The 25,637-nt window shown below is 65.4% G+C and carries 22 protein-coding genes and 1 pseudogene; 12 read left to right on the top strand and 11 right to left on the bottom strand.

Annotated features, from left to right (window positions below; genetic code table 11):
* Positions 1-2 precede the first annotated feature (2 nt).
* Positions 3-1,028 (top strand): hypothetical protein, encoded by a 1,026-nt coding sequence (locus IGS60_RS21640; RefSeq protein WP_230506180.1) that lies wholly within the window; start codon positions 3-5, stop codon positions 1,026-1,028.
* Positions 1,029-1,042: 14 nt separating this feature from the next.
* Here IGS60_RS21640 and IGS60_RS21635 read toward each other — a convergent pair whose 3' ends face one another.
* Positions 1,043-2,080, bottom strand: coding sequence for a hypothetical protein (locus IGS60_RS21635; RefSeq protein ID WP_230506179.1), 1,038 nt, complete (start codon positions 2,078-2,080; stop codon positions 1,043-1,045).
* 143 nt (positions 2,081-2,223) lie between these two features.
* Here IGS60_RS21635 and IGS60_RS21630 point away from each other — a divergent pair, with 143 nt between their 5' ends.
* Positions 2,224-2,955 (top strand): alpha/beta fold hydrolase, encoded by a 732-nt coding sequence (locus tag IGS60_RS21630; RefSeq protein ID WP_230506178.1) that lies wholly within the window; start codon positions 2,224-2,226, stop codon positions 2,953-2,955.
* Here IGS60_RS21630 and IGS60_RS21625 read toward each other — a convergent pair.
* Positions 2,932-3,297, bottom strand: coding sequence for a hypothetical protein (locus IGS60_RS21625; RefSeq protein ID WP_230506177.1), 366 nt, complete (start codon positions 3,295-3,297; stop codon positions 2,932-2,934). The genes IGS60_RS21630 and IGS60_RS21625 overlap by 24 nt on opposite strands.
* Before the next feature lie 167 nt (positions 3,298-3,464).
* Between IGS60_RS21625 and IGS60_RS21620 the strand changes: the two are divergent.
* The 4 genes and pseudogenes from IGS60_RS21620 to IGS60_RS21605 all read left to right on the top strand — a co-directional run.
* Positions 3,465-4,559: pseudogene (locus IGS60_RS21620) on the top strand (alkene reductase); the annotation flags it as partial.
* 21 nt (positions 4,560-4,580) lie between these two features.
* Complete coding sequence (locus IGS60_RS28395) at positions 4,581-5,126, top strand: OsmC family protein (RefSeq protein ID WP_268994174.1); 546 nt, start codon at positions 4,581-4,583, stop codon at positions 5,124-5,126.
* A 63-nt stretch (positions 5,127-5,189) separates the two neighbouring features.
* Entirely contained in the window at positions 5,190-5,522 is a 333-nt protein-coding gene (locus IGS60_RS21610; protein ID WP_121668995.1) for a carboxymuconolactone decarboxylase family protein, read from the top strand.
* Positions 5,523-5,583: 61 nt separating this feature from the next.
* On the top strand, positions 5,584-6,285 hold the full coding sequence (locus tag IGS60_RS21605) for a DsbA family oxidoreductase (protein ID WP_121668994.1): 702 nt from the start codon (positions 5,584-5,586) through the stop codon (positions 6,283-6,285).
* On the opposite strand, the gene IGS60_RS21600 is transcribed toward IGS60_RS21605, so the two are convergent.
* Positions 6,282-6,911, bottom strand: a complete 630-nt coding sequence (locus IGS60_RS21600; RefSeq protein WP_230506176.1) for a TetR/AcrR family transcriptional regulator — start codon at positions 6,909-6,911, stop codon at positions 6,282-6,284. The genes IGS60_RS21605 and IGS60_RS21600 overlap by 4 nt on opposite strands.
* Positions 6,912-6,991: 80 nt before the next feature.
* Between IGS60_RS21600 and IGS60_RS21595 the strand changes: the two genes are divergently transcribed.
* The gene (locus IGS60_RS21595; protein ID WP_162995607.1) at positions 6,992-7,408 is read left to right on the top strand and encodes a hypothetical protein; all 417 of its coding nucleotides are present in this window, start codon (positions 6,992-6,994) and stop codon (positions 7,406-7,408) included.
* A gap of 15 nt (positions 7,409-7,423) precedes the next feature.
* Here the strand turns inward: IGS60_RS21595 and IGS60_RS21590 are convergent, their stop codons facing one another.
* The 3 genes from IGS60_RS21590 to IGS60_RS21580 all read right to left on the bottom strand — a co-directional run bounded on the left by IGS60_RS21590 (position 7,424) and on the right by IGS60_RS21580 (position 11,632).
* A complete protein-coding gene (locus IGS60_RS21590; RefSeq protein WP_121668991.1) occupies positions 7,424-7,987 on the bottom strand; it encodes a TetR/AcrR family transcriptional regulator in 564 nt (187 codons plus the stop codon).
* A gap of 217 nt (positions 7,988-8,204) precedes the next feature.
* Positions 8,205-10,124 (bottom strand): molecular chaperone HtpG, encoded by a 1,920-nt coding sequence (gene htpG, locus IGS60_RS21585; RefSeq protein WP_230506175.1) that lies wholly within the window; start codon positions 10,122-10,124, stop codon positions 8,205-8,207.
* A gap of 89 nt (positions 10,125-10,213) precedes the next feature.
* Positions 10,214-11,632, bottom strand: a complete 1,419-nt coding sequence (locus tag IGS60_RS21580; protein ID WP_230506174.1) for a PLP-dependent aminotransferase family protein — start codon at positions 11,630-11,632, stop codon at positions 10,214-10,216.
* Between the two features lie 141 nt (positions 11,633-11,773).
* On the opposite strand from IGS60_RS21580, the gene IGS60_RS21575 reads away from it, so the two are divergent.
* From IGS60_RS21575 to IGS60_RS21565, 3 genes are all read left to right on the top strand, one after another.
* The gene (locus IGS60_RS21575) at positions 11,774-12,688 is read left to right on the top strand and encodes a DMT family transporter (RefSeq protein ID WP_230506173.1); all 915 of its coding nucleotides are present in this window, start codon (positions 11,774-11,776) and stop codon (positions 12,686-12,688) included.
* 176 nt (positions 12,689-12,864) lie between these two features.
* Positions 12,865-14,058: a PLP-dependent aminotransferase family protein gene (locus IGS60_RS21570; protein ID WP_070288853.1), complete on the top strand. Its 1,194-nt coding sequence runs from the start codon at positions 12,865-12,867 to the stop codon at positions 14,056-14,058.
* Between the two features lie 291 nt (positions 14,059-14,349).
* Positions 14,350-15,708 (top strand): diguanylate cyclase, encoded by a 1,359-nt coding sequence (locus IGS60_RS21565; protein ID WP_230506172.1) that lies wholly within the window; start codon positions 14,350-14,352, stop codon positions 15,706-15,708.
* 116 nt (positions 15,709-15,824) lie between these two features.
* Here the strand turns inward: IGS60_RS21565 and IGS60_RS21560 are convergent, their stop codons facing one another.
* The 5 genes from IGS60_RS21560 to IGS60_RS21540 all read right to left on the bottom strand — a co-directional run bounded on the left by IGS60_RS21560 (position 15,825) and on the right by IGS60_RS21540 (position 23,436).
* A complete protein-coding gene (locus IGS60_RS21560; RefSeq protein ID WP_230506171.1) occupies positions 15,825-18,086 on the bottom strand; it encodes a TonB-dependent hemoglobin/transferrin/lactoferrin family receptor in 2,262 nt (753 codons plus the stop codon).
* A 241-nt stretch (positions 18,087-18,327) separates the two neighbouring features.
* On the bottom strand, positions 18,328-19,905 hold the full coding sequence (locus IGS60_RS21555) for an FGGY-family carbohydrate kinase (protein ID WP_230506170.1): 1,578 nt from the start codon (positions 19,903-19,905) through the stop codon (positions 18,328-18,330).
* A 3-nt stretch (positions 19,906-19,908) separates the two neighbouring features.
* Positions 19,909-20,337: a hypothetical protein gene (locus tag IGS60_RS21550; RefSeq protein WP_070312332.1), complete on the bottom strand. Its 429-nt coding sequence runs from the start codon at positions 20,335-20,337 to the stop codon at positions 19,909-19,911.
* Complete coding sequence (locus tag IGS60_RS21545; RefSeq protein ID WP_230506169.1) at positions 20,261-21,829, bottom strand: glycerol-3-phosphate dehydrogenase/oxidase; 1,569 nt, start codon at positions 21,827-21,829, stop codon at positions 20,261-20,263. Before IGS60_RS21545 ends, IGS60_RS21550 begins: the two co-directional genes overlap by 77 nt.
* On the bottom strand, positions 21,826-23,436 hold the full coding sequence (locus tag IGS60_RS21540) for an FAD-binding oxidoreductase (RefSeq protein WP_230506168.1): 1,611 nt from the start codon (positions 23,434-23,436) through the stop codon (positions 21,826-21,828). Before IGS60_RS21540 ends, IGS60_RS21545 begins: the two co-directional genes overlap by 4 nt.
* A gap of 139 nt (positions 23,437-23,575) precedes the next feature.
* Between IGS60_RS21540 and IGS60_RS21535 the strand changes: the two genes are divergently transcribed.
* Positions 23,576-24,664 carry an AraC family transcriptional regulator gene (locus tag IGS60_RS21535; protein WP_230506167.1) on the top strand — a complete coding sequence of 363 codons (1,089 nt, stop codon included), beginning with the start codon at positions 23,576-23,578 and terminating at the stop codon, positions 24,662-24,664.
* 71 nt (positions 24,665-24,735) lie between these two features.
* Positions 24,736-25,518, top strand: a complete 783-nt coding sequence (locus IGS60_RS21530; protein WP_230506166.1) for a 3-hydroxybutyrate dehydrogenase — start codon at positions 24,736-24,738, stop codon at positions 25,516-25,518.
* Positions 25,519-25,637: the final 119 nt, after the last annotated feature.

Here is a 25,637-nt window from a genome sequence, read left to right as displayed (position 1 = left end):
CAATGACGCAAGCAAGACAGCCGCAGTGCATCCAGAACCCCGAGCGCATCGATGCCGGGGCGATCCGCGCCGCCATCGCGGGCGGCCAAGAGGTGCTGGTGCAGTTCAATACCCTGGGCGAGCCAACGCCGCTGCTGGCCGACCTCGACGCCCTGGCCGCCACTTGCGGCACGGCGCTGACCATCCGCATCTACGGCTACGACCCGAGGGTGTTCGATACCCGCATCCTGCGCGCGCTGCCGCATGTGGCCAGCCTGTCCATCGACTGCCACCGCAACGCCCTGTATCTGGAAACCCTGGGCGAGCTGCGCCACCTGAAGCGCCTGAGCCTGGGCGTGTACGAACTAGGGCAAGCCGACATCCTGCAGCTGGACAATTTGCGCGCCCTCGAATACCTGAACCTGGGCGAATCTGCCAGGAACAATATCGACCTGGCGCCCCTGCGCCAGTATGCGCACCTGGCCAGCCTCATCATCGAAGGCCACAGCCAGCATATCGAGACCCTGGCCAGCCTGCCGGCGCTGCATGACCTGTCGCTGTACCGCATCAAGAACACCGTGCCGCTGGATTTCATCTCGGAGATGAGCCGCCTGGACAGGCTGCTGCTGCAATTGGGCGGCCGCGAATCGCTCGCCCACATCGAGGCGCCGCTGTTGAGGAAACTGGAAGTGATACGCGTGCGCGGTCTGGAAACGCTGGGCGATATCGGCCGTTTCCCGCTGCTGCAGGCGCTATGGGTGGAAGACCAGATCAAGCTGCGGCAGATCGCGCTGGGGCCCAATCCCTTGCTCGAACGCCTGAACCTGCACACCTGCAAGACGCTCGACAGCCTGCCCGGCCTGGCCGCCTTGCCCGCCCTGCGCCAGTTGTCGGCATCCGGGACCATGCTCGACATCGACGCGTTGCTGGCGCATGGATTGCCCGCGTCCCTGACGCATGCGCGCCTGCGCACCGGCAGGAAAACGCGCGATGACGCCATCGCCGCGCAGCTGGCGGAGCTAGGCTACACCTCAGCGCCCTATTGTTAAAAGCGGCGCTGAAATCAGCGGCCCGCCGCCAGCCTGCGCTGCCACAGCGCCACGTCGATCATCACGCCGTCCGCGCCCGTATTGCGGATGTAGACGCGGTAGCTGCCCTGCCCCATGTCGCCATCGAGGTAGGCCGTGCGCTCGTTGCGCTGCAGCCTGGCGCCCTTGGCCAGCTGGCGGTAGCGCTCGACCACCGTGTCGAAACTGGCATAGCTGCGCAGCGCCACTTCCAGGTCGCGCGGCGGACGGCCTTCCGCATGGTCCAGCACATTGTTCTGCTTCTTGCCCTTGAGCGTGAGCGGATAGGCAAACACGCCGGCGCCGGCCGACGTCAGCACCGTGGATTTATCGAGCAGCAGCGGCAGCAGCGCCGGCGGATACGCGGGCGGCAGCTGGGCGCGGTTCCAGCCCGGCAGGGCCGGCTGCGCCAGCACGTATTCGACGCTGGCGATCTTCTGCCCGTCGGCGCCCGCTTCCTTGTCGCCCGCGATCAGCGCCAGCATGGGCGGCAATTGCCGGGCCCAGGCCAGCAGGGGTGCAGCGTCGCCAACCAGCATGCCCTTGCGGTGGAACACCGTCAGCACGGCATTCGGATCGGGATTGCAGACTTTCGCCAGCGGCTGGCCCTCGAGGCGGCAATGCCCGTTCACCAGGCCAAAGGCGATGATGACGCCGCGTTTGTCGAGCAGCATGGCGCCCCGTTCGCGGCCCTGCTTGCGGTCATTCATCGACGCCAGCAACTGGCGGCCATCGGCCAGCACGGCGCGCGTGGCGTCGCGCTTTTCGCTGATCGCTTCGAGCGCCTGTGCCAGCAGCAGTTCATCGTTTTCCGTGTAGCTGCCGCGCGCGTAACCGAAGAAATCGAACAGGGCCGCGCGCACTTGCGGGTCTTCGCTCAGGCGCGGCAAGGGACCGCCGGCCAGCAGGGACGACAGGCTTTTCCCCGCCGGTGCCAAGGGCGCCGCCGTGGCGCGGGCAGGCTGGGAAAGGAGGCAGGCCGCCGCCAGCAAGGCGCCGCCCAGGGTGCGGTAATTCGAAAAGATGATATGCATGATTCTGTCTGTCGGGGGATTTGGCCGCTACCAGTGGCCACTGGCCACGCATGGCGCGCCGGCGATTCTAGCATGATGCCAGTGCCCATGCCGTGCGGCAGGCGGACGGCAGGTGCGCCGGTGCGGCTGTTATGATGGCAGCAATGACGACACCAACCCACGCCTCGACACTGCTTGTCCTCCTGCCCGGCATGGATGGCACGGCCCGGCTCTTCCACCGTTTTGACGCCGCCTTGCGCGCGCAGAGCGCCATCGACACCCAGGCCATCGCCTACCCGGCCGCGCCGCTCGATTACGCGGCGCTGGAAGCATTCGTGCGCGCGCGCTTGCCGCAGGACCGCCCTTTCATCGTGCTGGCAGAATCGTTTTCGGGACCGCTGGGGTCAGCTTTGCGCGCCGATCCGCCGCCCGGCATGCAAGCCCTGATCCTGTGCTGTTCGTTCGTGCGCAATCCGCGCCCGATGCTCGCGCCGCTGCGCCACCTGCTCGGCCTGGTGCCCTTTGGCACCCTGCCCGGCTTCGCCCTGCGCCAGGCGCTGCTGGCGCCCCACTCCACGCCGCAGCTGCAGAATGAACTGGCAGCGGCGCTGGCGCAAGTGCCGCCCAGCGTACTGCGCCAGCGCCTGCGCGCCGTGCTGGAAACCGACGCCTCGCGCAGCTTCGCGCGCGGCAGCCTGCCCGTGCTGTATCTGCGCGCCCGCCACGATCGCCTGGTGCCGCCGGCGAACGCCGTGCAGATACTGCGGCAGGCAGCGGGCGCGCAACTGGTCGACATCGCCGCGCCGCACATGCTGTTGCAGGCGGCGCCGGAAGCGGCCGCCGGCGCCGTCGCCGCTTTCATTGCGGGCCTGTCAGCCGCGCAAATATCTGCTTAAACGCGCACTGGCCAGCACGGCCAGCCAGCTCAAGCCGCCCGACAGCACGCTGAAGTAGATGGCCCGCAGCGGATGCTGGGGCAGCAGATACGCGAGCACGGCCGCGCCCAGCAAGGCGCACAGCGCAGGCTTCCACCTGCCGGGCGGCAGCAGCGCCAGCAGCAGATTCGTGCCCGCATACACGTAAAACACGAGCAGCAGGGCCAAGCCGCCCGCCACGCCGCGCGAGCCGAGGCTGCCAAACAGCTGCGTGTACAGGTAAAACCCCAGCCAGCTCAACACAATAAACAGCAGGCAGCCCAGCGCGTGCGCGCCCAGGCCCGCCATCAGGCGGTTTTTCATGGCAATCATCCGTATCGTCCCGTGCAAAGCCGCATCATAGCGATTTTTGCCGGCAATGCGACCGGTTGACTTGCCTACCTACTAGATGGTAGACTTATTTCACACCCGGTATTTCACCCGGCAATCCTTCCGCGCCACGGCGCATTCGACCATTTGCGAGGCATCACATGCATCAACTGTTCACCCCTTATGACCTGTCCGGCATTTCCCTGGCCAACCGCGTCGTCATGGCGCCGATGACGCGCACGCGCACGCTCGAAAACAATCCCGATGCGCTCACCGCGCTGTATTACGCCCAGCGTGCCTCGGCCGGCCTGATCGTCACCGAAGGCTTGCCCGTCTCCGATGAAGGCCGCGGCTATTTGTACACGCCCGGCATCTACAGCAGCACGCAGGGCCAGGGCTGGCGCCAGGTCACCGATGCCGTGCATGCCAAGGGCGGCAAGATCTTCGCCCAGCTGTGGCACGTGGGCCGCATGTCACATGTATCTATCCAGCCGGGCAACGCGGCGCCCGTCGGCCCCAGCGACGTGGCGGCGGAAAACACCACCGTCTACGCCTGGATCGAACCGGGCAAGGCCGGACCGGTGCTGCCCAGCGTGCCGCGCGCGCTGAGCGTCGACGAGATCGCCCGCGTCACCGCCGACTTCGTGCATGCGGCAAAAGTCGCTATCGACGCTGGCTTTGACGGGATCGAGATCATGGCCGCCAACGGCTTCCTGTTCGACCAGTTCCTCAGCAGCGCCGTCAATACGCGCACCGACCAGTACGGCGGCGGCATCGCCAACCGCCAGCGCTTTTTGCTCGAGACCATAGACGCGCTGTCGGCCGCCATCGGCAGCGGCAAGGTCGGCGTACGCATCTCACCATTCGGCCGCCTGTACGACATGCGCGCCTATGCCGATGAAGCGCAGGTGTGGAGCAGCGTTGCGCAGGCACTCGATACGAGGAAGCTGGCCTATGTGCACCTGAACTACCAGCCGACCATCACGGCGGCGGAAGTGCCAGCCGGCTTTGGTGCGCAATTCCGCCAGGACTATCACGGCACCCTGATCGGCGCGGGCGGCTTCACGCAGGAACTGGCGCGCAGCGAACTGGAAAAAGGCGACCTCGATCTGATCGCCTTCGGCATGCCATTCATCTCCAACCCGGATCTGGTGGAGCGCATGCAAAACAACTGGCCTCTGGCCGACAGCGACCGCTCGACCTATTACGGCGCCAGCGGCGCCCCGTCCCACGGTTATACCGACTATCCCGCGTATGGCGCGGCGCCTGCCAGCAATATGCTCAATGGCATCAACGTGGCAGCATTGCAGCAATTCGCCCAGGGCGTGGCAGGGCATCCCGACAAGGGCGAGGTGCGTTTCAACGTCAAGACCCGCTGGCAACACCAGACGCGCAGCGTGGCCACCGTCAGCCACTATGTGCTGGGCGGTGAAAAGCATGCGCGCCATTTCGAGATCGCCTCGGACGAACCGCATGAATTGCTGGGCCAAAACACGGCGCCCAATCCGCAAGAGCTGCTGATGGCCGCCCTCAACGCCTGCCTGTCAGTCGGTTACGCAGCCAATGCGGCGGCCATGGGCATCACCGTGCACAGCCTGGAAATCGAAACGGACGGCAAGCTGGACCTGCGTGGCTTCCTCGGCCTGGACGAGAGCGTCAATCCCGGCTACGACGAAGTCAGCTACGTGGTGCGGCTGCGCACGGATGCCTCGCGCGAGCGCGTCGAGGCGCTGCACCAGGCCGTCACCAAAACGTCGGTCAACCTGGCCAATTTCTCGAAGGCCATCCGCATGCGGCCCACCCTGGAAGTAATCGAGGCCTGATACCCATCCCGGGAATCATCTAGCCACCAACCCGCGCGCAAGCGCCTACATAGCGAGGAAATCATGGAAGACTGGAAACAAGCTCGGCAAGACATCAACACGCGTGCGATGCAATTGAACGCACTGACGCCCGACACCATGAAAGGCATCGCCGCACTGGGCGGCGCCGGCGACAAGACCAACCATCTCGACGCGAAAACGCGGGAACTGATCTCGCTGGCAGTGGCCGTCACCACGCGCTGCGACGGCTGCATCGCCTTCCACGCTGCCGCCGCCAAGAAGCTGGGCGTGACCGTGGAAGAAATTGCCGAGGCGCTCGGCGTGGCGATCAACCTCAATGCGGGCGCCGCCGTTGTCTACAGCACCCACGTGCTGGACGCGTTCGACAAGGCTTGATACCGCCGCATCAGCCGGCCTGGCATGCGTGCACGCCGAGCCGGCCACTCAAGGAGCAACCATGAAAAACAACACACAAGCGCTGGTCGTCGACATCTGGTCCGATTTCGTCTGCCCCTGGTGCTGGATCGCCAAGCGCCGATTCGAGAAGGCCCTTGCCGCTTTCGAACACAGGGACGCCGTGCAGGTCAGGCTGCGCGCCTACCGCATCGCACCGAACCATCAGGCCGAACCGATCAAGGCAGCCTTGCTGAAAAAATTTCGCGATCCGATGGCCGCCGAGGGCATGCTGTATTCGGTGCAGTCGCATGGAGCGGCCGAAGGCCTGGACTACCGCTTCGACACCATGCTGTTTGGCGACACCATGGACGCGCACATGCTCGTCAAGGCCGTCAGCGACGAGGCTTTGCAACAGCGCCTGGTCGAAGTGCTGTATGAGCAGAGTATTTCGCACGGAAAATCGCTGTTCGACCACGATTCCCTCGCCCTGCTCGCGGCGCAGGCGGGCGTGCCTGCCGAGGCGGTGCAGCGCGCGTGGTCGACACCGCAATTGCGCCAGCAGGTGCAGGACGATGAGCGCAGCGCATCGCGCATCGCTTCCGGCGTGCCGCTGTTCGTCTTTGGCAATGGAGCGCACATTTCCGGCGCGCAGCCGCCAGAAGTATTCCTGCAGGCGCTGGAGAACCTCCATGCGCAATCCCGGGAGAACCTGGCCGCATCGGCCGGGGAGATGTGTGGCCTGGACGGCTGCATCCTCCCTTAAGCGCTGGCGGCAGCTTCCCTGGCAGGTCCCGCCGTGTCCAGGTAGCCATGGACCGCGCGCCCCAGGCGCCGGGCAAGCGACGCCATATCGGTTTCTCCCCGCAGCGACGCGGCGTCGATGATGCCGCGGCATAGCGCAATCACGTCGGCGGCGGCCATATCAGCATCGGCGACGCCATGACGCGCCAGCAGCCCCGCGAGCTGGCCGGCAAGCGCCTGCCGCAAGGCCTCGTCCTCATGCTGCAAGGATGGCGACGATGGAGCCGATTCCAGCGCGAGGGCAAGCGCGGGGCGCCTGAACTGGTGCGCCAGACCGGCCATCACACCCTGTTCTATCGCGAGCGGCAGTTCCCCCTCCAGCGCCATGGCTAGACCCACGTCGCGCAGCAGCATCGCGCGTTCGCGGCGTACCAGTTCGGCCAGCAGCGGCTCTTTCGACGGGAAGTACTGGTACAGGGAGCCGATGCTGACGCCGGACAGCTCGGCAACATGATTCGTCGTCAACGCGGCCCAGCCCCGCACCTCAATAATGCGAGCAGCCGCCTCCACCATCGCCGCGACGGTGGCGGCCGATCTGGCCTGGGACGGCCGCTTGCGGGGCTCCGCATGCGCTGCAGTTTTTGCCATGAATGCGAGTAGCGAAAGTGGGTAGTAAAACTTATTCTAAACGTTCCGCAAACAACCGTCTTTGCCGATACGAGAACGCCATGAACACCTATACATTCCTGATGATACTGCACGTCGTCGCCGCCATCGCCTTCATCGGCCCGATGATGCTGACGCCGCGCCTGCTGAACCTGATGCGCGATGCCGCCGGCCGCGATACATTACATAAACTCCATCAACAGATCGCCGTCGCAGGCTGGATAGTGCTTGCCGGCGGGCTGGTCCTGCTGTACCAGCAACAGTGGGCCTGGCTGCACATGGGCTGGATGCGGCTGTCCCTCACGCTTTTTATCGGCGCGCAAGCCATCGACCATTTCTGGGCGGACAAGGTGGAAGAGAAGGTGGAACAGGGATACGTGCAGGCGGGCGCCAGACTGCGGATCTGGCTGTGCCTCAAGCTGGCCGTATTTTTGACCATCTGCGCGCTCATGGTCGCCAAACCCGCCCTGTTTGCCTGAGCGGGCTGGCCCGCGCTACGCCAGATTGTCGAGCATGTAATGGAAAGCGGCCAGCGGATCGGTCGAAGGCCCCAGGGCCCAGCCGATAAAACTGGCGCCCTCCAATGCGCTGAGCAGCATGAAGGCATAGTCACGCGGCGGCTTCCGCAAAGTCCAGCCGTGCAGCTGCGCCGCCTGCACGAGATTGCTTTCCATCCAGTCCAGCTGCTGCGCCATCAGTTGCCGGCCCAAGGCCTGCAGCGATTCGGGCAGCGCCGCCATTTCGGCCGCGAGCGCGCCGCACAGCGGCAGCAAATGGTCGTTGGCGCTGGCCAGGAACAGCCCGCCGAACTCGCGCAGGCGTTCGACCGGATCGGCATGCGCGGCATCGATCGCCTGCAGCTTTTCCGTAAACACGTCGATATATTGCGTGATCAAGGCCACGCCGAGGTTTTCCTTGGTGGGGAAATGATGGTGAATACTGGCCTTGCGTATGCCGATTTCTTCGGACAAATCGGCATAACTGAAAGCGGCGTAGCCTTTCGAACGCAGGTGGATTTCTGCGCTTTTCAAAAGGGCGTCGCGGGTACTCACTGACATGACAGGCTCCTGCATCAACGGCCATGCCGGCCATTGACGAATTAAATTCAACAAGGGGCAATTATGCCTGAAGTCGCCGCGGCCAGGGCTTGAGGCATGCGCATGAAAAAAGCCGGCCCTTCCACGAGGAAAGGGCCGGCTTCAGTACATCGGTCACCGCCGCCGTGTCGGATTACGCTGCGCTAATCCGACCTACGTTTTAGGCATGCGGTGGCGATTACTTCGCCGTATTGAGCAGCAACTCGTTCAGGCGCTTGACGAAACTGGCCGGGTCGGCCAGCGAACCGCCTTCGGCCAGCATGGCCTGGTCGAACAGGATGTTGGCCCAGTCGCCGAACTTGCCGCCTTCCGCGTCTTCGTATTTCAGACGCGTCACCAGCGGGTGGTTGGGGTTGATTTCCAAAATCGGCTTCGATTCCGGCGCGCTCTGGCCAGCCGCCTTCAGCATGCGCAGCAGGTTGCCCGACAATTCGTTTTCATCGGCCACCAGGCAGGCTGGCGAATCGGTCAGACGGAACGTCACGCGCACGTCCTTGGCCTTGTCGGCCAGCACGGTCTTCATCTTGCCCACCAGGTCGGCGTATGAAGTTTCCGTTTCTTCGTGCTCTTTCTTTTCCGCCTCGTCTTCCAGCGCGCCCAGGTCCAGGCCGCCCTTGGCGACGGAGACCAGTTCCTTGCCTTCGAAATCCTGCAGGAAGGACAGCATCCATTCATCGACGCGGTCCGTCAGCAGCAGCACTTCGACGCCCTTCTTGCGGAAGATTTCCAGGTGCGGGCTGTTCTTGGCGGCGGCGTAGTTGTCGGCCGTGACGTAATAGATCTTGTCCTGGCCTTCCTTCATGCGCGCCACGTAGTCGGCGAACGAAGTGACTTGCTCGTCGCTGTCGTTGGCCGTCGAGGCAAAGCGCAGCAGCTTGGCCAGGCGTTCCTTGTTGGCCGCGTCCTCGCCGATGCCCTCTTTCAGCACCTGGCCGAATTCCTTCCAGAAGACGGCGTACTTGTCCTTCTTGTCCTGCTCGTCCGCGTTCGCCAGTTCTTCCAGCATGCCCAGCACGCGCTTGGTCGAGCCTTCGCGGATCACCTTGACGTCGCGCGATTCCTGCAGGATTTCGCGCGACACGTTCAGCGGCAGGTCGGCCGAGTCGATCACCCCGCGCACGAAGCGCAGGTAGGTCGGCATCAGCTGCTCGGCATCGTCCATGATGAAGACGCGCTTGACGTACAGCTTGATGCCGCCGCGCTTGTTGCGGTCCCACATGTCGAACGGCGCCTTGGCCGGGATGTACAGCAGCTGCGTGTATTCGCTGCGGCCTTCCACGCGGTTATGCGTGTGCGTGAGCGGCGACTGGAAGTCGTGCGACACGTGCTTGTAGAATTCGTCGTACTGTTCCGGCGTGATGTCGGCCTTGTTGCGGGCCCACAGGGCGCTGGCCTGGTTGACGGTTTCGAATTCGTCCTTCAGGACGGTTTCTTTTTTCTCGTCGTCCCACTCTTCCTTCTGCATCACGATCGGCAGCGAGATATGGTCCGAGTATTTGCGGATGATGGACTTGATCTTCCAGCTCGACAGCAATTCGTCCTCGCCTTCGCGCAGGTGCAGGATGATGTCCGTGCCGCGCGACGGCTTGTCGATCGATTCGATGCTGTAATCGCCTTCGCCCGCCGACTCCCAGCGCACGCCTTCGGAAGCGTCCACGCCGGCGCGGCGCGTTTCGACGGTGATCTTGTCGGCGACGATGAAGCCGGAATAGAAGCCCACGCCGAACTGGCCGATCAGGGCCGCGTCCTGCTGCTGGTCGCCCGACAGCTTGCCGAAGAATTCCTTGGTGCCCGACTTGGCGATGGTGCCCAGGTGCGAGATCGCCTCGTCGCGGGTCATGCCGATGCCGTTGTCGGAAATGGTGATGGTGCGCGCATCCTTGTCGAAGCTGACCTTGATCTTCAATTCGTGATCGTTGCCGTACAGGGCGTCGTTATCGATCGCTTCGAAGCGCAATTTGTCGGCCGCGTCGGACGCGTTCGAGATCAATTCGCGCAGGAAGATTTCCTTGTTCGAGTACAGGGAATGGATCATCAGGTGCAGCATTTGCTTCACTTCGGTCTGAAAACCCAGGGTTTGCTTTTCGGAGACAGCCATTTTTACCTCATAGTCTTGTGGATGGGACGGATTCTACGGAGTTGGGGATGGTACAAGCGATTTCAAGAGCCCCCGGCAAATGTGCAGTTTTAGCCCAGCGCGCGCGCGAAAAAATCCCAGACGCGCTCGTCCTGCACCGTGGCCAGGTTCAGGCGCATGCGGGTCGACGGCAGCTGGCGCGGCGAAAACAGGCTGCCCGGCCCCAGCACCAGGCCTTCGGCCAGCGCCTTTTCGGCCAGCACATTCGTGTCGCAGCCCGCATCGGCCCAGATGAACATGCCGGCTGGCGCGGGATCGAAACGCAGGCCGGCCCGCTCGGCGCGGCGGTACGTGCCCTCGCGCACCTTGTCGAGCCGCGCGCGCAGCCGTTCCGCATGCTTGCGGTACAGACCTTGCGAGAGGATTTTATACACCACGCGCTCGCCGATGTCGCTGGTGGTCAGGGTGGCGAGCATCTTGCGGTCGGCCAGGCGCTGCGCCCATTCCGGCGAGGTGGCGATGAAGCCCACGCGCAGGTTGGCCGACAGGCTCTTGGAAAAGCCGCCCAGGTAAATCACGCGGCGCAGCTGGTCCAGCGCGGCCAGGCGGGTGGCCGGCTGCACCTCGCCGCCGGGATGCATGTCGCAATAGATATCGTCTTCGACGACGAGGAAATCGTGCTGTTCGGCCAGGCGCAGCACCTGAAACGCCTTGGCCGCCGACAGCGACGTCGAGCTGGGGTTGTGCAGCACCGAATTGATCACGTACAGCTTAGGACGGTGCAGGGCCGCCAGCTCGGCCAGCACGGCGATATCGGGGCCGTCACCCAGGCGCGGGATGCCGATGACGTGCATGCCCATGGCGGCAAAGGCGCCGAACATCAGCCAATACGCGGGATCGTCGACGAAAATAGTGTCGCCGGGGCGGGCAAACTCGCGCGCCACCAGGTCCAGCGCCTGCATCACGCCCACCGTGGTGACGATCTGCTCGGGCGGACAGGCGATTTCCAGGCCCGCCAGTTTCAGCTGCAACTGCTGGCGCAGCGGCAAAAAACCCTGCGGCGATCCGTAACCGAGCAGCAGGCTGCCCGGCTGGCGGCTGACGTCGCGCAGGGCGCGCGCCACCAGGTCGCCATCGAGCCACTCGGCGGGCAGCATGCCGGTGCCGGGCGCGGGGATGACCGGCGTCTGGCGGAACATGTTTCGGATCAGCCAGACGACATCCATCGGCTGCGCCGCAGTGTCCTGCGCGCCAGGGGGCGGCGCCGGCGTGTTCAGCGGCGAGCGCTCGCGCACGAAAAAGCCGGCGCCGCGCCGCGATTCCAGGTAGCCGCGCGCCACCAGCTTGTCGTAGCTGGCCACCACCGTGGCGCACGACACCTCCAGGCTGGCGGCGCACTGGCGGATCGAGGGCATGCGCGCGCCGCCGCGCAGCAGCTTGTCGTCGATGCGCGCCGCCAGCGAGCGCGCGATCTGGTCGATCAGGGTTTCGCCCGAGGCGCGCGACAGCAAAGGAAGTGTATTGCTCATATGGCCATGACAGTATGTGAAATTATGCGTGAAAGTGTATTTGTACTGTATTGCTATTGCACCCTAGGATAGCAGTACGGCAGAAATTAATCCACGCCTGCCGCGCACCCCGCACACCTATCAGCCAGTATCAGGAAAAACATGCCATCGACTACCAGTACCGCCCCCGCCAGCCATCCTCCCCGCCTCGGCGCCGACCGCAAAGGCCTGCTGCTGGGCCTCATCGCCGTCGCCCTCTTCAGCCTGACCCTGCCTTTTACGCGCATGGCCGTCGCCGAACTCGATCCCACCTTTGTCGCCCTGGGCCGCGCCCTGGTGGCGGCCGGCCTGGCCGGCCTGTGGCTGTGGCACCAGCGCGCGCCGTTGCCGCGCCGCGAACAATGGCTGCCGCTGGCGCTTGTGTCGCTGGGCTGCGTGCTGGGCTTTCCCTGGCTGACGTCGATCGCCATGCGCAGCCTGCCCGCCTCGCACGGCGCCGTGCTGGTGGGCATCCTGCCGCTGGCCACTGCCGTATTTGCCGTGCTGCGCGGCAAGGAGCGCCCTTCCGCAGGGTTCTGGCTGATGGCCCTGCTCGGCACGCTATTGGTGGTGGCGTTCGCGCTGCGCCAGGGCGGCGGCAGCTTCCACCTGGCCGACTGGCTGATCTTTGCCGCCGTGCTGCTGGCCGCACTCGGCTATGCCGAAGGCGGGCGCCTGGCGCAAACGATGCCGGGCCAGCATGTGATTTCCTGGGCGCTGCTGCTGGCCGTTCCTTTTGTCTTGCCCGTGACGCTGTGGAACGCCTGGCCGCAACGCGCGCTGATGGCGCAGGCCAGCGGCGTGGCCTGGCTGGGTTTTGCCTACATCTCCGTGTTCTCCATGTTTATCGGCTTCTTTTTCTGGTACCGTGGCATGGCGCTGGGCGGCGTGGCGCGCGTGGGACAGACGCAGCTGCTGCAGCCTTTCCTCTCCCTGGTGGGCGCGGCCGTGCTGCTGAATGAGCCATTGACGGGCGAAAGCCTGCTGTTTGCCGGCGCCGTGATCGCCGTCGTGGGCATCGGACGCAAGCTGAAGTAAGCTTCCCTGACGCCCATTTGCAACGCCGTTGCGCGTGCGCATGGGCACGGCGGCGTGCAAGCCGTACAATACCGCAGCACCATGGCGACGCCTATCCGGCGCCGCTTGCGCACGCACCGCCACAAGCGGGCCAACAAATCCAGCCGGCGCAGCTCGGCATCTTCTGTGAGACTCGTATGAAAATTGAAAATCCGAATCCGATCCAATGGCGCTTTGCCGAACGCGCGGAACAGCTGCAAAGCTCGTTCATCCGCGAAATCCTGAAGATCACGCAGCGTCCCGAGATCATCTCGTTTGCCGGCGGCCTGCCCTCGCCCGCCACCTTCCCCGTGGAAGAAATGAAGACCGCCTTCGACAAGGTCCTGTCGAACAATGGCAAGGTGGCCCTGCAATACGGCCCCACCGACGGCTACCTGCCGCTGCGCCAGTGGATCGCCGACTCGCTCTCCGGCAATGGCAGCACCATCCTGCCCGAGCAAGTGCTGATGACGTCCGGCTCGCAGCAGGCGCTGGACTTGCTGGGCAAGGTGCTGATCGACGAAGGCAGCCGCGTGCTGGTGGAAACCCCCAGCTACCTGGGCGCCCTGCAGGCGTTTTCCGTCTACCGTCCCGAATTCGTGTCCGTCGATACCGATGACGAAGGCCTGGTGCCGTCGTCGATCGATCCCGTCGCCGATGGCGCGCGCCTGTTGTACGCGCTGCCGAACTTCCAGAACCCGACGGGCCGCAGCCTGTCCGTGGCGCGCCGCGTGGAACTGGTGGAAACCTGCGCCCGCCACGGCCTGCCGCTGATCGAGGATGATCCGTACGGCGCCCTGAGCTACAGCGGCGAGCCGTATCCGAAGATGATCAACATGAATCCGGACGGCGTCATCTACATGGGCTCGTTTTCGAAAGTGCTCACGCCCGGCATCCGCCTCGGCTACGTGGTGGCGCCGATGCCGCTGGTACGCCGCCTGGAACTGGCCAAGCAGGCGGCCGACCTGCACACCTCGCAGCTGACGCAGATGGTCGTGCATGAAGTGATCAAGGATGGTTTCCTGGAGCGGCATATCCCCAGCATCCGCAGCCTGTACGGCAACCAGTGCCAGGCCATGCTGTCGGCGCTGGAAGAGCACTTCCCGGCCGGCGTCACCTGGACGAAGCCGGAAGGCGGCATGTTCATCTGGGTCACCCTGCCGAAACACATCGATGCGATGAAACTGCTCGATGAAGCCATCGCCAACAAGGTCGCCTTCGTGCCGGGCGCGCCGTTCTATGCCAACACGCCGGACACGCACACCTTGCGCCTGTCGTTCGTGACGGTGCCGCCGGAACGCATCCGCGAAGGCATCGCCATCCTGGGCAAACTGATCGCCGCAAAAATGTAATCGCACTCTCCACGCCCCGCAACTGCGGGGCGTGCCCCCCCGCTGCCCCGGCGCCACCGAGCACGCATCTTTGCCGTTTAAAAACAGCTTTCACGATAGCAACTGCGTTTATTTATTTTTAAAGATAGCATAAAAATAATATTTTCACGCCTCGCGCAGCATCGATTTTTTCACCCAAAAAATTGGCGAGGCGGTATGATTTGACCGCTGCATCAGATTTGAGCCCGGTCAGCATCACCGAAAATGCAGCAAACGCTGGCAGCGCAGAGTACATCGAGAAGGCCGGAAGCAATGAGTCCAGGCAGTGTGGAGTATTCCCAGCGGCATGAAGCCGCCATTTTGATTGTCGACGATGCGCCGGCCAACCTTGAGCTGCTGCGCAAGCTGATGAGCGAACAGGGTTATCAAACCTATGTTGCCACGTCCGGCGAGCGGGCGCTGGCGATCGCCCAACGCGCCCAGCCCGACCTGATCCTGCTCGACGTGATGATGCCGGACATGGACGGCATCGAGACGTGCCGCCGCCTCAAGCAGCATCCGCTGACGCAGCGCATCCCCGTCATCTTCATGAGCGCCAGGACGGAAACGGAAGACGTGGTGGCCGGTTTCGACTGCGGCGCCGTCGATTACATCAGCAAGCCGCTGCGCATGGCCGAAGTGCGCGCGCGCGTGCGCGCCCAGCTGCAAATCCGCAGCAACAATGAAACCCAGCAGGAACAGGCCGAGCGCCTGCGCACCATCGTCAACAACATGGCCGAGGGCTTGCTGATCATCGAGGCGAACGGGCGCATCCAGTACACCAACCCGGCCTGCGACCAATACCTGGGCTACCGCGAAAACGAACTGGCCGGGCGCTTCATCGGCGAGCTGCTCAGCCCCCTCGTGACGCAGGAATACCTCGACTACTTCGCCATGCACGCGGCCAATCCGGAAAAGGCGCACAACCACGGTACGCGCGAAGTGGCGATCCGCCACCGCAACGGCGCGGCGCTGAGCATGGACCTGACCCTGACGCCCATGTATCTGCGCCAGCCCCTGTATATCGGCCTGCTCCACGACATCACGCACCACAAGCAGTCGGAAGACGCGCTGCAGCGCGCCGCCTATCTCGATCCGCTGACCCAAATAGCCAACCGCCGGCATTTCGACAGCTTCCTGGAAAAAGAGTGGCAGCGCGCCGTGCGCGGCGGCGGCGCCCTGTCGCTGGTGGTGCTCGACGTCGACCACTTCAAGCTGTACAACGACAGCCTGGGCCACCCGGCCGGTGACAGCTGCCTGCAGCAGGTGGCGCAAGCCATCGATGCGCATGCCAGCCGCTCCGGCGACCTGGCGGCGCGCTACGGCGGCGAGGAATTCGTCCTGCTGTTTGCCGATACGGACGCGGCCAGCGCCCTGCACCTGGCCGAGGCCATCCGCGCCAGCATCGAAGCGCTGCGACTGCCGCATCCGCGCTCCAGCACCTCGCCGTGGATCACCGTCAGCATCGGCGTGGCGACCATCCGCCCGCACCAGCTGGACGACCGCGAAGCGCTGTTCGTCGCCGCCGACCGCGCCCTGTACGTGGCCAAGGAAGCGGGCCGCAACCAGGTCCGCGCCACGCACTCGGGCAGCACGGCATGGGAAACGGTCAAGGCGATCATTTTACGTTGACGGTTGAAGTTGGAAGTTGGAAGTTCAACGGAACATGCAACGGACCGGGAGTAGGCCCAAGTCACAAAAAAAGGCACTCCGGGCCCGCGTCTCCGGCCCGCCGTTCTCAAAGCGAATCAAAATTTTCTCGACACGCTCAACTTCGCATTACGCCCCACACCGGTGACCGCTTCGCTCAGGTAGGGCATGTAATTGCGGTTGAAGACATTATCGACCGTCAGCCGCACCTCCGTGCCGCGCCACACGCCCTGCCTGCCATTCCATGACGCGAACAGGGTATGCAGCGCATAGCCTTTCGACGGCGGCAGGCGGTACACGTTCCCCACCGGCAGGACGCGCTCCTGCTTCGCCACGAAGCGGCCCTGCCAGCCCATGCTGGCGCCCAGGTCGGGCATGCGCCAGCCCAGGCCCGCCATCAATTTATCGGGCGCGATGGTCGACACGGGTTCGCCCCGGCCCCACGGGTCGCGCTGGGAACCGGTGCGCGTGCCGCGCTGCTTCGACAGCGAGGCGCTGGCAAACAGGCGCGGCGAATTGTAATAGGACTCCACTTCCACGCCCTGCGTATGGAAACCGGCCAGGTTGCGGTAGTCGGACAGCGCCGGCGGCACCTTGCCCGAGCCCGGCTCGTAGCCTTCGACCAGCACGCCCAGGCGCGGGCCGATATTGTCGCTGACACGGTTGCGGTAGACCGTCAGGCGCAACTGCGCGTCGTCGCGCTCCATGAACACGTTCTGGCGGTGCAGCATGGCGCCCGCGCGCACGGCCGTCACGCGCTCGACAGCCAGGTCGCGGCTGGTGCCCGGCGTCGATGAACCGAGCCTGGACGACACATAGTATTCGTTCGAATACATCTCGTCGATCGTGGGCGCGCGCCAGGTCCGGCTCAAGTCGCCGAACAAGGCCAGCGTGCCGGACGCCTTCCAGAACAGGCCCAGACGGGGCGACCAGTCCTCGTGCGCCTTTTCGCTGAAGTCGTGGCCGGCCGCCGCCAGCGGACTGTTGTAGCGCGGCGCCTTGTTCGGCACGCCCTCGGAGACGACCCGGTCGTGGCGCAAGGCCGCCGTCAGCGTCAGGTCGCCATACGTCATCGCATCCTGCAGATACAGGCCCGTCGTTTCCTGGCGCCCGGCCGGCATGTAGTAGGGCTGGAAGTAGCCGTAGTTGTAGCTGGGGTCCTTCAACGCCGTCGACGACGGGTAGTACATCAGGGTGTCGCGCACATTCTTGTGCCATTGCAGGCCCGTTTGCAGCACGTGCGACACGGCGCCCGTCGCAAACACGCTTTCGTTGCGCACTTCCGCGATGCGGTCCACGTACGAGGCCCAGCTCTCGTTGCCCAGGGAGCCCAGGTAGGAACCCGGCGAAGCCGATGGCAGGCGCTTGTCATGCTGGTCCGTGTGCGAATAGCCGGCGCTGGCCGTCAGCTTGATCCATGGATTATCTTGCGGCGCGTACTGCCACTTCACGGAATAGGTGTCGTCGTCCTGGTCGCGGTAGACGGCCTTGCGCTGCCACGCCTCTTCCAGTCCATATTTTTTGATTTCCGCCTCGGTCGGCGTGGGCACGTCCTCGCCCATGGCGGCGAACGGGCCCCAGCCCGAACTGCCGCTCTTCATCGCCGTCAGGGTCAGCAGCTGCTCCGGCGTCAGCCGGATATTCAGCTTGGCCAGGCTCGATGGCGCGTCGATGGCGGAAAAGCGGAATGGCTTGCCGTCAGGCTTGCGCAAATCGTCGGACTTGCGCCGCGTGGTGAAGGCCATCGCGTCGAAGCGGCCGTCTTCGGTGCGGCCGTAGACGGCCACGGTGGCGTCGTTTTCTGCATTGTTCGAGTGGCGCGAGTACTTGAGCATGGCGCCCACGCTCTCGCCGCCTTCGAGCAAGTCCTGCGCATCCTTGGTCTCGGCCGTGATGACGCCGCCGAAGCCGCCATTGCCGTACAAGCTCGTATGCGCGCCCTTGTTCACTTCGATCTGCTTGATCAGTTCCGGCTCGATGAAGATGGAACCCTGGCGGTATTTTTCAAAACCCTTGGGCACGCCGTCGAGGATGACTTTTACGTCCTGCACTTTGTTGAAGCCCCAGATATTGAGGCTCTGGCCGCTGGGACGGGCCGTACCGGCCAGGTCCACGCCGGGCAAGGTGTCGAGCAAGGATGCGACATTGTCGGCCTGCTGGCGTTCGATGTCGGCGCTGGTGATATACGAGCGTCCGGCCGTGCCGGCGCTGATGGCGTCGCCAAACACGCTGATGGCCGGCATCTGTACCGCATCGGCCTTGTCCGCCTTCGCTGCCGCCCACGCATGGCCGTGCGCGCCGCCCAATGCCAGCGCCAGCGCGGCGGCCAGCGGGGTCAATCGTTGTTTGCTGCTCTTCATCGCTATCCTTGCCTGGGTTTGCTTGATGCTTGTGGAATGAAAAACGCTGGGCAGAGGACAGGCGGTGCACGATCAAGCGGCGGCGTTGACGGAAGCGTTGCGGCGGAACCCTGCCCGCGCGGACACGCCGCCGGCGCATGGCCGGCGGCGCACTGCAGTCACCGGGATACGTTGCCTTGGTGAAATGCGGAACACATCATATACTGGATGAGAATGATTCGCAATAGCATTGAAGACGTAGTTACTCCGGATAGCCGGTGATGTCGGCAATCTCGCGATACAGCGGTTGCAGCCGCGCATACATCTTGCTGTACACGCGCCGGTACAGCTGCTCATAGATTTTGCGGTGCTCGGGATGGGGCTGGAAGACCTTGCCCCTGCGCGTCATCGCTTGCACGGCGGCGGGAAAGTCCGCATGCCAGCCCAGGCCCACGCTAGCGGCGATGGCCGCGCCCAGGCCAGAGCTTTCATACACGTGGGCGCGCGCGGCCGGCAAGCCGAAGATGTCGGCCGTCAGCTGCATGGCCGCATCGCTTTGCGAGCCGCCGCCCGCGATGCGCAGCTCCGTGATGGCGATGCCGCTGCGCCGCTCGATGCGCTCCTTGCCTTCGCGCAGCGCATACGCGAGGCCTTCGAGGATGGCGCGGTAGATGTGCGCGCGCGTGTGCACATCGCCAAAGCCGATCATGGCGCCCTTCGCTTCCGGCCCCGGCACCTTGATGCCGGGACTCCAGTACGGCTGCAGCATCAGACCCATGGAGCCGGGCGGCACGGCCTCGACCAGGCGGTCGAACAGCGCTTCGGCGGACAAGCCCGTGCCATCCTCGGCGGCCGCCGCCCGTTCGCGGTCGCCGAACTGCTCCTTGAACCAGTTGACCATCCAGTAGCCGCGGAAAATCTGCACTTCCGTGCTGTAGGCGCCGGGCATGGCGGCCGGGTACGGCGGAATAAAACGCGTCACTTCCACGTATTTGCGGCTGGTCGTGTTGATGGTGGCCGTGGTGCCGTAGCTCAGGCACGCCACGTGCGGTTCGACGCAGCCGGCGCCCAGCACTTCGCACGCCTTGTCGGCGGCCGCCGCCAGCAAGGGCGTGCCCTCCGGGATGCCCGTCGCCGCGGCGGCCGACGCCGTGATAGCGCCCATGCGCGTGCCCGGCGTCACCAGTTCCGGCAGCATCGAGCGTCGTATCGCCAGCGCCTGCCACTTCCAGTCGAAGCGCCCGGCCCAGGCATGGCGCTTGTAGTCGAACGGGATGTAGGCCACCTGCGAGCCCGTCGAATCGATATATTTTCCGCACAGGCGGTGATTCAGAAAGCCCGACAGCAGCAGGAATTTGTGCGTGCGGCGCCAGATGTCGGGCTGGTGCGCCGCGATCCAGTTGATCTCGGCCTCGCGACGGAAGTACGTGATCGTGCCGTCGAGGCGCGTGGCGCGGAAGGCGGCGCGCCACCACGGCGCCAGCGGGGGAATGTCGCGCGTGCTGCGCTGGTCCAGCCAGGTGATGGCGGGGCGCAGCGGCGCGCCGTGTTCGTCCACGTTGACCACCGTGCCGCGCTGCGTCGTCACCGCCACGCCAGCCACCGAGGACTGATTGATGTCCGTGCTGCGCCAGAGTTGCTGGCACGCTGCGCACACGGCTTGCCAGTAACCGTCGGCGTCATGCTCGGCCCAGCCGGGGTGGTCCGAGTAATACGCTTCGAGGAACACTTGCGCCTTCGCCGCCAGCGTCCCCTCCCGGTCGAACAGCAGCGCGCGCACGCTTTGCGTGCCATTGTCGATGGCAAGAATGTACGGCCCCTGGCCGGAGACGCTGGTCATCGCTTATGCCAGGCTGGCCAGCGCGGCGCGCAGCGCCTGCAGCAGCGCCTGCGGATCTTTTTCAGGCTGCGCGCTGAAGACGGGCGCTTCCCAGTCCTGGCCGCGCACGGCCACCACGCGCAAGCGCCCCTGTTCGCTCCAGGCCGGATACCAGCCCACGTCGACGATGTCGCCATTCGCGCACGTGATTTGCAGCAGGTCTTCGCCCAGGTCGTCGACGAGGGTATCGATGGGCTGGCGCAAGTCCAGCGGCGACAGGCTGTCGTAGGTGATGCGCGCGTCGCCCAGCGCCAGGGGCTGGCCAAACAGGGTCGTGTCGATGATGTTCTCCTCTTGTTTATTTTTTATGGTTTTTTCAATCGCCCTGCGGCACGCTGTAATGGCGGCGCCACAGGGCCAGGTAGCGCCGCTGTTCTTCCTCCCAGCGCGCATCGTCCCAGCCCAGTTCATGCTGACAGATGGCGCGCAGGCGCGGCATGATAGCAAGCGCGCCGCCGGCCAGCTGCAAACCGAGGCGCGTGCGCCGCAGCAGCAAGTCGTCCAGGTGCTGCACGTCTTCCATGCGCGCGCCCCAGCGCAGCTGCGCCCACAGCGTCTGCGTACCGGGAATCGGCTCGAGTTCGCCGTCCCGCGCCGCATCGCACAGGGCCTGCGCCCCCGCGCCATGACGGCCCAGCAGGCGTTCGCGCTGCTCGCCGTCGAGCAGCAAGGCCTTGCCCGACAAGGGCGGCGTGGCGTCGAAAATCGGCAGCGGACGCAAATCCGCCTGCCAGCCCGGCAGCAGCGGCGCGGCGCGCCGCAAGGCATCGAGGGCAATCACGCGGAACGTCGTCAGCTTGCCGCCCGCCACCGTCAGCAAGCCGTTTTCCAGCCATAGCGCATGTTCGCGCGCTTCCTTCGACGGGTCAAGCCGGCCGCTGTCGATCACGGGGCGCACGCCGGCAAACGTGGCCAGCACGTCGTCTTCGCCCAGCGCCAGCTGCGGAAACTGCCAGCGCAGCGCCGCCAGCAGGTAATCGAGTTCGCCGCGCGTAATGGCCGGCTCCAGCTCCAAGCTGGCGCCGTGGTCGACATCGGTGGTGCCCACCAGGGTCACGCCCTCCCACGGATAGGCGAAGACGGGGCGGCCATCGTGCGGGTGCATCAGGCTGACGGCTTGCGCCAGCGGCAAGCGCCAGGCCGGCAGCAGCAGATGGCTGCCGCGCAGGGGCCGCAGTTTCGGCGGCGCTCCCACCTGGCCGCGCAAGCCGTCGGCCCAGGCGCCCGTGGCGCTGATCACCAGGCGCGCGCGCACGGTGCATGCCATGCCATCGAGCGCATCGTTCAAGGTGGCGCCGGTGACCTTGCCATCTTCGCGCAGCAGCGATGCCACGCCCAGGTAATTGACGGCCACGCCGCCATGACGCCGTGCCTCCTGCAGCACGCGCAGCACCAGGCGCGCGTCGTCCGTCTTGGCGTCCTGGTACAGCATGCCGCCCCGCAGCCCGTCGCGCCGGACGTGCGGCGCCAGCATGGCAAAGTCAGACGCATCGACATAGCGGCGCGCGCGCTTGCCCGCCATCACGTCGTAGATGGCCAGGCCCAGCATGAACTGGCGCCGCCCCGGCTTCCTGCCCGCGTAGTCGCCGAAGGCGAAGCCTTGCGGCTCGACCAGCCCGGCCGCATCCGCCAGCAAGGCTACCCGCTCGTGCACCGACTCGCGCGTCATGGCGAACTGTCCCTGCTTCAGGTAGCGCAAGCCGCCGTGCACCAGCTTTGATGACCGGCTCGACGTGCCCCAGGCGAAATCGCGCTGTTCCACCAGCAGCGCCTTCAAGCCGCGCCGCGCCGCTTCCAGCAGGATGCCGGCGCCCGTGATGCCGCCGCCGACGATCAGCACATCCCACTCGCGCGCCAGGACGCCAGGCAGATCCGCCCTGTTCACGATGGGCCTCCGGCCTCGGGCAGCAGTTTGCCGGGATTCATCATGGCCTGCGGGTCGAACTGGCGCAGCAGCGCACGCATGGCGGCGATGCCCAGCTCTCCCTTTTCGGCCATCAGCCACGGCGCGTGGTCCGTGCCCACGCCATGCTGGTGGCTGATGGTGCCGCCGTTGGCGACGATGGCGGCGCCGGCCGCGTCTTTCAAACTGCGCCAGCGCGCCATGTTGTCTTCATACGTGGACGCCAAGCGATACACATACGTGGTGTAGACGCTGGCGCCCTGCGCATACACGTGCGACAAATGCGTGTACGCGTGCACCTGCTCGCCGTGCTGCGCCAGCGCGCGGGCGCCCGCCTGCTCCAGCGCCGCCATCATGGGCGCCACGCGTGGCCAGTCGACAGCCGTTTCCACCGTGTCGATGACATAGCCGTGTTCCCACGCGCCGTTGCGCAGGTAGACGTTGCGAAAGCGTCCCTGCTTCCACTTGTCGCCCATGTGGCGCCCCACATGCACGCCCCCGTGCCGCCGCGCCAGCGCCAGCGCCCCGCGCAGGGCCGCGCGCGCCGGTTTCTCGTCGCCGCTGACGCCCAGCATCAGCATGCACTTGCCTTCGCCGCAGCCGCGCAGCGACAGGTAGCGTTCCAGCAGTCCCACGAGTTTTTTATGGCCGGCCAGGGTCAGCATGGTTTGCGTTTCGACCGCGTTCGACAGGCGCAGCATGCACAAGGACAGGCGCGACTGGGCCAGCGTCCGCACGGCCGCCTGCGCCTGGCCCCAGTCGGCGAAAAACACGGCGTGGAACGCCTCATACGGCGGCAACGGCGAGACGCGCACGGTGGCCTGCGTCACGATGCCCAGCCGCCCTTCGGAGCCGAGCACCATTTCGCGCAGGTCGATGCCGGCCGCCGAGGCGGGAAACGTGGGGATGCTCAAGGTCCCGGACGGGGTTTCCACCTCGCCGCCCGCGAACAGCTGCTCGATGCGGCCATAGCGCAGCGATTGCTGGCCCGACGAGCGCGTGGCGATCCAGCCTCCCAACGTGGAATACTCGAACGACTGCGGATAATGGCCCAGGGTGTAGCCCTGCGCGCGCAGCTGCGCCTCCAGGTCGGGGCCATACACGCCCGCGCCGAACGTGGCCAGCTGCGCCTCGCGGTCCAGGTGGCCCAGCGCGCACAGGCGCACGAGACTGATCGACAGCACGGGGCGCGGCCCCGCCGCCACCGTCAAATGCCCGGCCACGCTGGTGCCGCCGCCATGGGGAATGACGGTCACGCACGCCTGACGCGCATACGCGAGCAGTTGGCGCACCTGCAGCGCGCTGTCGGGAAAGGCCACGCCGTCGGGCACCGCGCCGATGCGGCCGTGGCGTAATTTAAACCAGTCGGGCAGACTTTGACCGAGCGCATGACGCACGCGCGTGGCAGGCCGGGTGTCGATCAGCGGATGCGGCGCCAGGCGCGAGGCCGGCACCTGCGCGCAGGCGTCATCGAAGCTGGCGTCGGCTATGCCGCTGCCTGGCCCCAGGCGCTCGCGCAGGAATGCCAGCGCATCCTCGTTCAGCGCATACACGATGCTTTCATCTCCCCAGCCATTCCAGCGTTGCATGGACATCCCCTGTATTCGGCCAGTTGCGCGCCACGGCGGCTTGCTATACTGTTCTTGCCTGATTTTCTTGCTAGATCAATAGCATATGCCGCCACAGACGAAGGGTATTGGTTTTTCATGACAATCGCATTGTTCCATCATGACAAGCACTGACGGCCGGGTCGCCGGCGCCTATCTGCTGCCGCTGCTGGAAGCGGCCGGCGCCCACGGCATCGATAGCGTCACCCTGGCGCAGGCCGCCGGCGTGGCGCCGCACGGCCTGGAAGCCTCCGCGCCTGGCATGGGCTTGGCCGCGCGCGACTACGTGCGTCTGCTCGATGCGGGCGCGCTGCTGGCGGGCGACGCGCATTTCGGCCTGCACGTGGGCCAGCGCGTGCGCATGGGCACGTACAGCGCGTATGGCTTGATCTTGCTCAGTTGCAGCAACGTGGGCCAGGCGCTGGAACAGACGGCCCGCTATGAACGGCTGGCGCACGACCTGGGCCGCTCGACCCTGCAGCGCGACGGCGCCATCGCACATTACCGCTGGGCCAGCAACTATCCGGGCGCCAGCCGGCACCTGGTCGACAGCGTCTTTGCCGGCGTCAAGGTGTGCGGCGACTGGCTGGCGGGCATGCCGCTGCCGCCGGCCCGGCTGGCCTTTACCCACGATGGCGGCGGCGACTTGCTGCGCCATGCGGCGCACCGCGACGAATACGTGCGCGTGCTGGGCAGCCTGCCCGCCTTCAATGCCCCCGCCAACACGGCCACCTTCGACGCGCAATTGCTGGACTGGCCCGTGCCGAACGCGGACGTCAGCCTGTATCCCGTGCTGTGCCGGCATGCGGAACAATTGCTGGCGCAGCGCGAGGCCGAAGCGGACACGGGCGCCGGCATCGATGCGCAGGTGCACGCGGCCATCGTGGGAGGCTTGCGTCAGGGTTCGGCGCGGCTGGCCACCGTTGCCGCAGCACTGGCCGTCACGCCGCGCACCCTGCAGCGCAAGCTGGCCGACGCGGGCACCAGCTTCCAGGCCGTGCTGGATCAGGCCCGCTATGGCCTGGCGCGCGACTATCTGCGCGAGCCGGACCTGTCGCTGGTCGACATCGCCTTCCTGCTCGGCTACCAGGAACAAAGCGCGTTCAACCACGCGTTCCGCACCTGGTCGGGCACCAATCCCGGCGCCTGGCGCCTGCAGCAATTACAGGAAAAGCAAGCCGGCTTACAGGCGTGCGCGGGCCATGCCTGACGCGTTTTCTGGCTATACTGGCATAGTCAGGTTTTCCACGATCACTCCAACCCGCAATGCAAAGGATTAATATGCAACTCAAAGACAAAGTCGCACTGATTACCGGCGCCGCCAGCGGCATCGGCAAGGAAATGGCCATCGAATACGCAAAACAGGGCGCCAAGGTCGTCATCGCCGACCTGGCCCTGGAAGCGGCCAGCAAGACGGCCGAGGAAATCAAGCAATCGGGCGGCCAGGCGTTTGCCGTCGCCATGGATGTCTCCAGCGAAGAACAGGTCGACCAGGGCGTGGCCGATGCCGTGGCCCACTTCGGCGGCATCGATGTGCTGATCAGCAATGCGGGCATCCAGATCATCAGCCCCGTCGTCGACTACCCGTTCGACCAATGGAAAAAGATGCTGGCCATTCACATGGACGGCGCCTTCCTCACCACGCGCGCCTGCATGCGCGAAATGATCAAGGCGGGCCGCGGCGGCGCCATCATCTACATGGGTTCCGTGCACTCGCACGAAGGCTCGCCGTTCAAGAGCGCCTACGTGGCGGCCAAGCACGGCTTGCTGGGCCTGGCCAAGGTGGTTGCCAAGGAAGGCGCGAAGGACGGCATCCGCGCCAACGTCATCTGCCCCGGCTTCGTGCGCACGCCGCTGGTCGACAAGCAAATCCCCGAACAGGCGGCCCAGCTGAACATCAGCGAGGAAGATGTGATCAAGAAAGTGATGTTGAAAGACACCATCGACGGCGAATTCACCACCACGCAGGACGTGGCGCAAACGGCCATCTTCCTGGCCGCCTTCCCGTCGAACGCCCTGAGCGGCCAGTCGATCGTGGTCAGCCACGGCTGGCACATGCAGTAATAGTGACGCCCGCCCACATCGGCTGCGCGGCGCCCTGTGCGGCCTGCGATGCTCGCTGTGCTCCAGCACAGCTGCGCGTCTCGGCCACACATCGCTGCCGCTCGCGATGATGTGGACGG

Source organism: Janthinobacterium sp. FW305-128 (genome assembly GCF_020858135.1).
Classification (GTDB): Bacteria; Pseudomonadota; Gammaproteobacteria; order Burkholderiales; family Burkholderiaceae_D; genus Janthinobacterium.
This window is presented reverse-complemented; position numbering and strand designations above follow the sequence as displayed.